The 11632-nt window shown below is 44.6% G+C and carries 8 protein-coding genes; 5 read left to right on the top strand and 3 right to left on the bottom strand.

Translation table 11 applies throughout. From position 1 onward, the window contains the following. Positions 1–354 precede the first annotated feature (354 nt). Positions 355–1944, bottom strand: coding sequence for a peptide chain release factor 3 (locus G6047_RS08140; protein WP_169527113.1), 1590 nt, complete (start codon positions 1942–1944; stop codon positions 355–357). Between the two features lie 1124 nt (positions 1945–3068). Between G6047_RS08140 and G6047_RS08145 the strand changes: the two genes are divergently transcribed. Genes G6047_RS08145 through G6047_RS08155 form a run of 3 tightly spaced genes read left to right on the top strand, consistent with a single transcriptional unit; the run spans position 3069 to position 7466 of the window. Next, positions 3069–5033, top strand: coding sequence for a peptidylprolyl isomerase (locus tag G6047_RS08145; RefSeq protein WP_169527114.1), 1965 nt, complete (start codon positions 3069–3071; stop codon positions 5031–5033). A gap of 44 nt (positions 5034–5077) precedes the next feature. Continuing rightward, positions 5078–6469, top strand: a complete 1392-nt coding sequence (locus tag G6047_RS08150; RefSeq protein WP_169527115.1) for a peptidylprolyl isomerase — start codon at positions 5078–5080, stop codon at positions 6467–6469. A 43-nt stretch (positions 6470–6512) separates the two neighbouring features. After that, positions 6513–7466, top strand: a complete 954-nt coding sequence (locus G6047_RS08155) for an AAA family ATPase (RefSeq protein WP_169527116.1) — start codon at positions 6513–6515, stop codon at positions 7464–7466. Positions 7467–7490: 24 nt separating this feature from the next. Here the strand turns inward: G6047_RS08155 and G6047_RS08160 are convergent, their stop codons facing one another. Together G6047_RS08160 and G6047_RS08165 are read right to left on the bottom strand one after the other, a co-directional pair. After that, on the bottom strand, positions 7491–8144 hold the full coding sequence (locus G6047_RS08160) for a hypothetical protein (RefSeq protein WP_169527117.1): 654 nt from the start codon (positions 8142–8144) through the stop codon (positions 7491–7493). Between the two features lie 8 nt (positions 8145–8152). Continuing rightward, positions 8153–9292: a hypothetical protein gene (locus tag G6047_RS08165; protein ID WP_169527118.1), complete on the bottom strand. Its 1140-nt coding sequence runs from the start codon at positions 9290–9292 to the stop codon at positions 8153–8155. A 22-nt stretch (positions 9293–9314) separates the two neighbouring features. Between G6047_RS08165 and G6047_RS08170 the strand changes: the two genes are divergently transcribed. Continuing rightward, the gene (locus G6047_RS08170; protein ID WP_169527119.1) at positions 9315–10454 is read left to right on the top strand and encodes an acyltransferase family protein; all 1140 of its coding nucleotides are present in this window, start codon (positions 9315–9317) and stop codon (positions 10452–10454) included. After that, positions 10441–11526, top strand: coding sequence for an acyltransferase family protein (locus tag G6047_RS08175; RefSeq protein ID WP_169527120.1), 1086 nt, complete (start codon positions 10441–10443; stop codon positions 11524–11526). The genes G6047_RS08170 and G6047_RS08175 overlap by 14 nt, the downstream gene beginning before the upstream one ends. Positions 11527–11632 lie beyond the last annotated feature (106 nt).

Raw genomic sequence — 11632 nt, forward strand, 5'->3', positions numbered from 1 at the left:
AACATCGTATTGACACAGGGAAGCAACGTGAAGACGTTGCGTGTGATCAAACGGTAATTGACAATTAAGTAACGATTAACAATTAAGCCCCGACGCAAGTCGGGGCTTTTTTATTGGGTAAAGGAATTCTACGAATGCAAGAAGGACGGGTGATGCCTCTGCGGTGTACTTGTGTCTTCGTAGCATAAAATCCAGTAAATCCGTGTTGGGAATCTTTGTGGCAATCCAACGTGTGGCTTTTAAAAAGTCCACACGTTGGATTGCCACAAAATTCTTTTACAAAATTCGCTACGGTGATATTTAAATCATGGCAAACAGAAGCCAAAAAAAAACCGGCTCATCGCCGGTTTGTCTTTAATCCATTTCAGAAGTGTAAAACAGTTTTACTGTCGGGTATTTTGAAACGGTCATTTGAATGGTAAAGTCAGAATCGGCAAGGAAAACCAATTGGCCGTATTTGTCATGGGCAAGGAATTTTTGCTTGATGCGCTTGAACTCCCTGAATTCCTCATTTTTTGGGTCATCGGGTTTTACCCAACAGGCTTTATGGACCGCGAAAGGTTCGTACGTACATTTTGCACCGTATTCATGTTCGAGGCGATATTGGATAACCTCATATTGAAGCGCACCGACGGTTCCGATGACTTTTCTTCCGTTCATTTCGAGCGTGAATAACTGTGCGACTCCTTCATCCATCAATTGGTCGACACCTTTTTCGAGCTGCTTGGCTTTCATCGGGTCGGCGTTGTTGATGTATCGGAAATGCTCCGGAGAGAAACTCGGGATTCCTTTGAATGACAATTTTTCACCTTCGGTCAATGTATCCCCAATCTTGAAGTTCCCGGTGTCGTGCAAACCAACAATGTCACCCGGGTATGAAATATCGACGATTTCTTTTTTCTCTGCGAAGAAGGCATTCGGACTTGAAAATTTCAGGGTTTTATCCTGGCGCACGTGCAGATACGGTTTGTTGCGTTCAAATGTTCCAGAAACGATTTTGACGAAAGCCAGGCGGTCGCGGTGTTTCGGATCCATATTCGCGTGGATTTTAAAAACAAACCCGGTGAGTTTTGTCTCGTCAGGTTTGACTTCACGGGTTTCCGATTCTTTCGGGCGTGGGGCAGGAGCGATGTCTATGAAGCAATCGAGCAATTCACGGACACCGAAGTTATTTAAGGCAGAACCAAAAAACACCGGCTGTAAATTCCCGTCAAGGTAATCCTGACGCTCGAATTTCGGATAGACTTCATCGATGAGTTCGAGTTCTTCGCGCAGTTTATTCGCCGGTTTTTCCCCGATTATTTTTTCGAGTTCCGGATTCTGGACATCCGAAAAAGCAATCGTTTCCTCAATATTCTTGCGACTGTCTCCACTGAATAAATTGATGTTTTTCTCCCACAGGTTATAAATTCCCTGAAAGTCGTACCCCATGCCTATCGGGAAACTCAAAGGCGTCACGCGAAGCCCTAGCTTCTGTTCCACTTCATCCATCAAATCAAAAGCGTCTTTACCTTCACGGTCGAGCTTGTTGATGAAAACAATCATCGGGATATTTCGCATACGGCAAACCGAAACGAGTTTTTCCGTCTGTTCCTCGACACCTTTTGCCACGTCGATCACAACAATAACGGAATCTACAGCGGTAAGAGTCCGATACGTATCTTCAGCGAAATCCTTGTGTCCGGGCGTATCGAGAATGTTGATTTTTTTGTCTTTGTAATTGAACGCAAGTACCGAAGTCGAGACCGAGATTCCTCTCTGGCGCTCAATTTCCATAAAGTCGCTCGTTGCGCCCTTCTTGATCTTGTTGCTCTTTACGGCACCGGCTTCCTGGATGGCACCACCGAACAAAAGCAGTTTTTCGGTCAGCGTGGTCTTACCGGCATCGGGGTGGGAAATGATGCCAAACGTGCGGCGTCTTTCGATTTCTTTTAAAAAACTCATAGGGTTGAAATAGGGTGCAAAGATAGTTGAAAGTTTGAAGTTCGGGAGTTCGGAAGATCGGAAGTGAATTTCTTGAGGTAGAAGACGGGATAAGTCTGGTGCGGTGTTGTAGAAAACTAACTGAACTATATTCAGGTTTATTAGAGGAGCATTCTTCGATCTGTTTCTTGCGAACTTTTGAACTCCCGAACTTCAAACTTTTTCAGGGCGTGCCGGCGGCCGGAAACTTCTTGTAAAAGGTGCCTTTGTTGTGGCCGCCGTCGCGCTGCCCACTTTTAGTCCTTGCTGCCTCTCGTGGTTTGCAACGGCCGTTTTGGAGCTTCCGTTGGTCGCTCAAAACAGCCGGCAAACCATCTCGCTGCCGCTGTGGGCTAACCGTTTGCATCGCTCACGCATACGGAAAGAACCGGCACTCATTTCAATTGAAGAAAATTTATGAATTGATGCAGTTTTAATGTATTTAGGGTATTTTGGAAAAATGTACCTTGCTAGGGTGGGAGGGGCAAGCTCCACTTTTAAATAAGCCCATACTGCAAGCACTTCGTTTTTTTACCCGAAATCCTTTAAGATGTCCGAAAAGGTGCAACCAGCAAAAATCTAAAAACGAAGCGCGTCCAGAAATCTAAACATTATATTACGCAGGAGAGCATAAGAACGCCCGCGTGAGGGATGGCAGCATATGTTTGAGCTCTTTTGTTCCGCCTTCGGACAAAAAGCGAGTGCGGCCAGCCCGACGGCGGCTTACAAAAACAAAGGCCACAGCCTGTAGTTTTTGTTGGCAGCCGGCACGCCCTGAAAAAGTTTGAAGTTCAGAAGATCCAGATTCCCGAAGAATATATTTAAACCTACTGACATTGGGCACCCGAATTTAGTTTGCTGCGTTAGACTGCGCCACCTCCCAACTTTGCCAAGTTTCCTGACTTTCCTGACTTTCCTGACTTTTCCGACTGCCATCTTCCGATCTCCCCATCTTCCGAACTTCCGATCTCCCAAACGCCAACTAATTTTTTGTTAATACCCAAACCCTAACTTGCTTAATAGGATTGAATTGCTACATTTGTTTCCGCTAAAACCAAACATCATCCGGGCCGTTGCCCATTAACGTTAAAGTCGCTTTCAAAAGAATGAATTTCAATAAGTTGATGCTCGGGATTTGCTTCCTTGGAATGGTCGCAACCGCCCAAAAAGTAAAGAAAGAAGAACTTTTCACTATCGATAACAAACCGTATTACTCAGACGAATTCGTCCGTGTCTACAAAAAGAACCTGGATCTGGTCAAAGATGAGTCCCAAAAGGACTTGGATCAGTACCTGGAGTTGTTCATCGGTTACAAACTCAAAATCAATAAGGCATACAAACTCGGGCTTGAGAAAGGTGGGGCTTACCATCAGGAACTCAACCAATACCGCGACCAGCTGGCCAAAGGGTATATGACCGATACCAAAGTGACCAAAGAGCTTGTCGATGAAGCGTATCAGCGCTCATTAAAAGAAATCCGTGCCTCCCACATTTTAATCCTTGCCGATGAAAATGCTGTTCCTGCCGATACATTGAAAGCCTGGAACAAAATCCAGGAAGTTTATAAAAAAGCGGCTGCCGGGGAAGATTTCGACAAACTGGCCGAACAATATTCACAAGACCCGTCAGCTAAGGAAAACAAAGGTGACTTGGGTTATTTCTCTGCTTTTCGAATGGTGTATCCGTTTGAAAATGCGGCATACAAAACGGCGAAAGGACAGGTTTCGAAACCCTTCCGTACACGTTTTGGTTATCATATCCTAAAGGTGGATGATGTACGTGACAACCGCGGTGAAGTTTCGGTAGCCCATATCATGGTGCTTAGTCCTGCCGATGCCGATGAAGCCACAAAAGCGGCCGCGAAACAAAAGATCTTCGATGTCTATCAGAAATTACAGCAGGGTGAGAACTTCGAAAGCCTTGCGAAACAATTTTCGGATGATAAATCTTCATCATCGAAAGGGGGCGTATTGAATCGCTTCGGATCGGGTCAATTGAGCTCTGAGGAATTTGAAAATGTTGCTTTTTCGCTTTCTAAAGACAAACCTTTATCGGAACCTTTCCAGAGTGCTTTCGGATGGCATATCGTGAAATTCATAGATCGTTATCCGGTCAAGACATTGGCGGAAATGCAGGCTGAACTCGAAAGCAAAGTCAGCAAGGACGATCGTTCCAAACTTATAGCCGAATCGATGAGCGAAAAACTTCACAAGAAATACAATGTGAAGCGAAACGATAAAATGTATAAGGCGGTAAAAGCTACGGTTACCGATGATTATTACAAATCGGAATGGAAAAAACCGAACCTTGATAATTTCAAGGATAAATTACTGACCGTAAAAGACAGCGTGTATCCGGCTTCGAATTTTGTCAATTATCTGTTCATACAACAAAAGGCAGGGCATACCGAAAAACCAATCGGTGCACTTGTAGATAAGGTGTATGCCAAATATGAAGACGAGCAGTTGAATTCGTATTACAAAGGCGACCTTGAAAAGGAATTCCCGGAATTTGCCGCCGTTATGGACGAATACCGCGACGGATTGCTGTTGTTCGACCTGATGGAGAAAGAAATCTGGCAGCGTTCCAAAACAGATACACTTGGGCTCAAGGCTTACTTTGAGCAGAATAAAGCGAATTATTCGTGGAAGAACAGGGCAGATGTGGTCATTGCCTCTTCGACAAGCCAGGATGTGATCAAGGAAGCGCGCAAAATGCTCCAGAAAGATGCCGCGGCCGATGCCATCAAACAAAAACTCAATGTCAAAGACAAAGTGAATGTCATGACGACTTCGGGAACTTTTGAAGAAGGGAATGATGCCTTGCCAAAAGGGATGAAGTTTGAAAAAGGCGTGTCTGAAATCATTAAGGACGGCGACTATTATTTTGTCGTCAAAGTCAATAAGGTGATGCCTGCCGGGCCAAAAACGCTCGATGAGGCGAAAGGGAAAGTAGTAAATGACTACCAGCAATCGCTCGAGGAAAACTGGGTGAAGGATTTACGCAAGGAGTTCACGGTTGTCGTCAACCGTCCGAATTTCGAGGAACTTAAAAAAGAAATGAAGCAATAAGAACTGCCTGCCATCGTTCGTTTTAATTGCTTAAAAATTAAAGTATGAGATATCTCACCAAATTATTCCTGATTCTTTTGTTAGTGCCGACCATTATGCCGGCTCAGGAAATCATTCCGATGACTGCTTCCACAGAACAGTCACAACCGCCGCGCCGCCAGAAAATCGACGGAATCGTGGCTACTGTGGGCGATTACATTATCCTGGATTCGGACATCGACAAATCGATTCTCGAAATGAAAAGCCAGAGTCGTGACATGCCGGATTTCTCACGTTGCGAAATCCTGGGAAAACTCATGGAAGACCGTTTGTATGCACACCAGGCCATACAGGACAGTATTGTGGTCAGCGATGCACAGGTTCGCGAGCGTATGTCGAAACAAATCGACTATATGGTTGAACAATTGGGTGATATGCAAAAAGTGGTTGAATATTTCCGCAAAGATTCAGAAGATGATTTCCGTACCGATATGTTCGAAATCGTCAAAATGGGAATGCTGACCCAGGAAATGACGAGCAAGATTGTAGACGATGTCCAGATCACGCCGGAAGAAGTGCGTACGTTTTTCAATAAAATCCCGGAAGCCGACCGTCCAATATTCGGAGCCGAAATGGAGGTGGCCCAAATTGTAATCGCCCCAAAAATAAGCGATGCCGATAAACAGGCTGCCATTAACAGGTTAAAGGAAATCAAGAAAGAAGTTCAGGAAGGTGCGAGTTTCTTTGGAAAAGCCGTTTTGTATACCGATGATAAAGCGTCCAGCTCGACCGGAGGTTTTTACAAGATGAACCGCAAGACGCAATTCGTAAAGGAATTCAAGGATGTTGCTTTCAGTTTGCAGGAAGGCGAAATATCGGAACCGTTTGAAACGGAATACGGGTATCATATCATCATGGTGGAAAAAATCCGCGGGCAGGAACTTGAACTTCGCCACATCCTGATTTCGCCTAAGGTCAGCGACCAGGCCATGAAAGAGGCGCGCGAAAAGGCCATGTTGATCAAAAAACGTATCGACGATAAGGAAATCACTTTCTCGGAAGCGGCCAAAATGATGTCGGACCAAAAAGAAACCCGTAATAACGGCGGTGTTTTGATCAACCCAAGAACCCAGGATACGCGTTTTGAACTGACTAAAATGGATCCGTCGCTGTATCGTGAAGTATCGAATTTAAAAGACAATGAAGTGTCTTATCCGGTTCTCGATGAAGAGCAAGGCAAAAAAACATTTAAATTGTATACGGTTACAAACAGATATGATGAACACGTTGCCGATTATGCAAAGGATTACACCAAGATCAAGGCACTCGCACTCAAAGAAAAGCAGTTCGAGGCCGTAGGGAAATGGTTCGATGAAAAAATCAAGACCACTTACGTAAAGGTCAACGGCGAATACCGCGATTGTAAGTTCACAAATGACTGGATGAAAAAAATCTGATCCGGAACCATAAAAAATAAAAATAACAATAGCCAATAATTAAATGTCTGACGTCGCTGCAATCCAAAACCTGGTCGAAAAACGAAAAGCCCTCAAAGCCGAAATATCCAAAGTAATCGTAGGACAGGATGCAGTTGTCGATGAAATTCTACTCGCTATTTTTTCTGGCGGACATGCATTGCTCGTCGGCGTTCCCGGGCTTGCAAAAACGTTGATGGTCAATACCATTTCACAGGCGTTGGGGCTTGATTTCAAACGCATACAGTTTACGCCCGATTTGATGCCGTCGGACATTCTCGGAAGTGAAATACTCGATGAGAACCGACAGTTCAAATTCGTTCGCGGGCCTATCTTCTCAAATATCATCTTAGCCGATGAAATCAACCGGACGCCGCCCAAAACGCAGGCCGCTTTGCTTGAAGCGATGCAGGAGCGTGCGGTGACTATTTCCGGCCAGACCCATAAACTATCGCTGCCGTATTTTGTACTGGCAACCCAAAACCCGATAGAGCAGGAAGGAACGTATCCGTTGCCCGAAGCCCAGCTCGACCGTTTCATGTTCTCGATAAAATTGGATTACCCGAGTTTTGCAGAAGAAGTGCAGGTGGTGAAAGCCACTACTTCTGATGAAAAGCCAACTATAAATGCCTTGTTTTCCGATACTGAGATCATCGCTTTTCAACACCTGGTGCGTCGTGTTCCGGTTGCCGATAATGTGATCGAATACGCCGTGACACTCGTCAGCAAGACCCGTCCGGATAATGACATGGCGACGGACTTCATCAAAAATTATATCGATTGGGGAGCGGGGCCACGTGCGTCTCAAAACCTGATTCTTGCCGCAAAGGCACACGCTGCGTTTAACGGGAAATATTCTCCGGATATTGAAGACGTTAAAGCGGTCGCGACAGGAATCCTGCGACATCGTGTCGTCAAGAACTACAAAGCCGACGCGGAAGGGATTTCTATCGAAAAAATCATTTCGACCTTATTGTAATCGAATCATTTCAGGAACTCAAGTTCACCTGTTGAGGACTATCTTCTCGTTGCCGGTCATGGCATCTTGCTCAATTCCACGTTTCAGGTATTTGGTTAGGATCAGTTCCGTTTTGGTAAAGTCGAATTTCCAGAGTTCGTTATTGATGTAAATGGTTCGGTAATCATACCACCAGTTCGTTCCGAATCTCGGATTTACGGAAAAAGTCTTGAGGTTTCCAAGATTCCGGATCTTTCCATCTTTAGAAAAGACCACTTCTCCTTTTGCCGTTTTGTACGTTCCGGCAATAAGGTTGGCGTTGAGGTATTTTGTGAATTCGTCTGTGTTGATTCCTTCAGGGCCGATGATTTTTGCGGCGTCTTTCAATTTCACGAATTCTTCCGATTGTTTGTGTTTTCTTACGAACGCATCGATTAAAATGGTGGAATCATTGATTATTCGTTTCCGTTCCGATTCATAATTCCTTTTGGATGGATTTCCCCACGTATTTACGGTTGCATACAGCGTGATTGTATCTTTTGAAACCCTTGCCAGAAAAGTTTCCATATAGTCGTCTTCGAAATGGTCTTTGTCGATGTATTTCCTGAGAATATAAATGCCTTCGTCGAACTTTTCCTTTTTGCCACAACTGATCGTCAAACAGAAAACCAGGAATATGTAAACAAGGTTTTTCATCATAGCTGATGTTACGGTTTCTGCCTGATCTTCGATTCCAGTTCCGCATCGTAAAAGAACAGGAACATGCTTCCCATCATATCCTGATCGATAGCGGTTGTATTGTCACATTCCTGCCGAAGTTCGTAGTGATGGTTTGCGTAAAGCCAGATGCCCTGTTCAGATGAAAATGCCGTGACTTTCTCAAGCCCGATTTTATCTTTGTAATTCGTCATCTCACTTTTGAAAATGACTTTGTTGTCGGTCAGGTCGAAAACAGTGAGCGATGTCGAAAACGGATGCACATGAACGGCCGCGGCATGTAACCGTAAACTATCCTTCATTTGCAATTGTCCGTCAATGCTGCTGTGCCAAGTGCTTTTTCCGGGCGGAATCACCCAATGTCCCGACAGTTTTCCGCCTTTGCCGTCGTCATATGTATGATTCTTGGTTTCGACCGGAATACAACTGTTCGCCGCCGGATCGAGCGGTTCCTTGTAGGGATCTTTCTCATCGAACGGAAGCGCGACAAAAATGGTCCTTGTCATCAACGGTTTGAGTCCGTCTCCGTTTTTTTGGTAATCGATGTCGATTTCATGCTTGATCCAAAGATCCGCATCTTTTATGTTGTGGTTCAGTGATTCGGTCGTTACGGTTAACAGGTCGTTGCCTCGCATCGGAATCCCGTAACCTTTTGGAAATTCAAAACTTTCCTGACCGTTCGAAAGCGAGGTCATACGCGGATACTGTACGCCAACGCGGTTCAACAGCCCGAAGCCCGTATAATATCTGGAATCGTTGAAATCAATATTCGTATGACAGATAAAGTCATTCGATAATTGCGTAGTCATTTTGGAATCGAGCGCCTTCACTTTAAAGCCTGTAAGCCAGACCAGCGACGTGTCTTGCGAAAGCTGGACGAAATTCGTCGCCTTCGGGCCTTCCATAGATTTGTAGATGCCATCGATAAGGAACGTTGGTGAAATCATGCGGTATTCAGACGGTTCCTTGTCGATGTCCCATTTGTTCTTTACGATTCCGGTGCGGAACAGGAATTCGGTTTTCACGATGGCCTTGTGCCGGTTCGAAAGCTGGCTGTAACCAATCGCTCCCACCACAATGGCCCCGATCACAAAGCCGCCCGCAATTTTGTATATCTTTGACTTACGCATCCTTGCAAACTTAACGCATTTCATGATTCCCGACCTGCCGCAGCAACAGAAAATTTTTGGTCTCGACGCCATGCGCGTGTTGGCGATATTGCTGGTGCTGTCGGCGCATTGCCTTTGGATTTTTGAAGGACACAAAAGCCTGTTTACCAAAATCGTCAGTTTCTCGGGGTTTATGGGTGTCGAGATTTTCTTTGTTCTCAGCGGATACCTTATCGGTGGAAGCCTGTATCGTATTTTTACCGATTCCGGTTTCGATTACCAAAAAGTGCGTCGGTTCCTCAAACGGCGGTCATTGCGTATCATGCCAAGTTACCTGCTGATTCTTTGCGTCAATCTTGTCGTTGCTTTTCTGATCGGTTTGTCTGTCGATGAACCTTGGAAATATTTTCTGTTCCTGCAGAATTTCGCCCATCCCATGTTGCCGTTCTTTCCGGAATCGTGGTCTATGTCGATCAAGGAAATTCCTTATTTCATCATTCCTTTCGGTTTGTTGGTTGTGGCTGCTGTCTTCCGCGGAATCGACAGGGGGAAATTATTTTTTATTTTTATTTTCATGCTGTATTTGTCGGCTATCGGCAATAAAATCTGGTTTCATGTCGAACATTCAGATACGATGAGCATGCACGACTGGAACATTTCGCTTCGGTCGGTTTTTGTTTTCAGATATGATGCGGTGTTGACCGGCGTGCTTTTTTTCTGGCTTCGGTCGCGTTTCCGGAATATCTGGGCGAATTATAAATGGCATTTTGCAATCCTTGGGATTTTGCTTTTCGGATCGATGGCTTTCATTACCGGAGTCGCCAAATTGTCGCTTGCCAATTACCCATTTTTCTGGAATGTGTGCCTGTTGCCTTTGTTGTCGTTGGCGTCGGCTATGTCATTGCCTTTTTTCTCCGAATGGACTTCGGCATCGGTCATTCTTGATAAGCCAGTGACTTTCCTCGGCAACATTTCCTATTCGATCTACCTGATCCATTACAGCTTGGTTTTGTGGCTGATGAAGCAATTCTTCCCGACGGCTAATTTGTCCGTACCAATGCTTTTTGGCTACATGATCATTTATCTTTCGATTACCATCGGATTGAGTTGGCTATTGTACAGCTATTATGAAAAACCAATTTTAAAATGGCGCATGCGTCTCACGAAGTATGGCCAGGGATAGGATTTTTGGATTGGATGTCATGCGCAGTGCGGCAATTACCATGGTTGTTTGCGGACATTTGTGGTGGCTGTTGCCGAACAAAACCGGAATGGCTGGTCAACTCGCAAGCTTGGGCGGTTTTTTTGGGGTCGAATTGTTTTTTGTGCTTTCGGGCTTTTTGATCGGACGGATTTTATTGCGGCAATTCCTGAATTCAGATTTCGACCGAAAAGCAATTCTTACTTTCCTCAAACGTCGTTGGTTGCGGACGCTTCCGAATTACTATCTGGCTTTGATCCTCAACATTATCCTGGCTTTGTGGTTTTCGAGTTCCGAACCGAATTGGAAATACATTTTCTTCCTTCAGAATTTTGCATGGCCCATGACGCCGTTTTTTACCGAGTCGTGGAGTTTGTCGGTAGAAGAATTTGCCTATTTGATTTTACCGATGGCTTTGTTTATCGCAGTGATTTTTATGAGACGGAAAACACTGCAAACATTTTTTGCCATTACGATATTGCTGATTTTAATCGGATTCCTGATGCGGTTTCATTATCATTCCCAACATTCAGGCATGACGCTCGACTATTGGAACATCGGGTTGAAATCTGTCGTGGTTTATAGATTGGATGCGATTTTTACGGGCGTGCTCGCAGCGATTCTGTCTGTTAGGTTTCCTGGCTTTTGGTTCAAATCGCGTTTGCTTTTTCTGCTGATCGGAATCCTGATAATTGGCTTTCTTTCTGTAGGTGTCGGATTTTTGGGATTGTCGTTTGACAAATACCAGTTGTTCTGGAATGTATTTTATCTGCCGTTGGCATCTTTTGGATTTTGTTGCTTTTTACCCTTTTGTTCGGTTTGGGCTATAGGCGGAATCGCATCGGCACCAATTACGTTCATCAGTAAAATTTCTTATGCGTTGTATTTGGTGCACTACGGAATTGTTTTGCAGTGCGTAAAGCATTTTGCACCTGAGGTCTTTGGTATGCAATTCCTGCTTTACATCTTCATCAGCCTTGGATTGAGTTACCTGATGTATGCTTGTTTTGAAAAACGGTTTCTCAAATGGCGCGATCGGAACCTTCCAGAATAGAGCGAAATCGATTGCAGGGCTTAATTTAGAATGATTCTACAACCTTTGGGGAAGTATTGTTTTTGGTAAATCGGCAATAAAAAAACCTTAAAATAACGAATTGGTA

The sequence above is a fragment of the Flavobacterium silvaticum genome (genome assembly GCF_012911565.1).
Taxonomy (GTDB): Bacteria; Bacteroidota; Bacteroidia; order Flavobacteriales; family Flavobacteriaceae; genus Flavobacterium; species Flavobacterium silvaticum.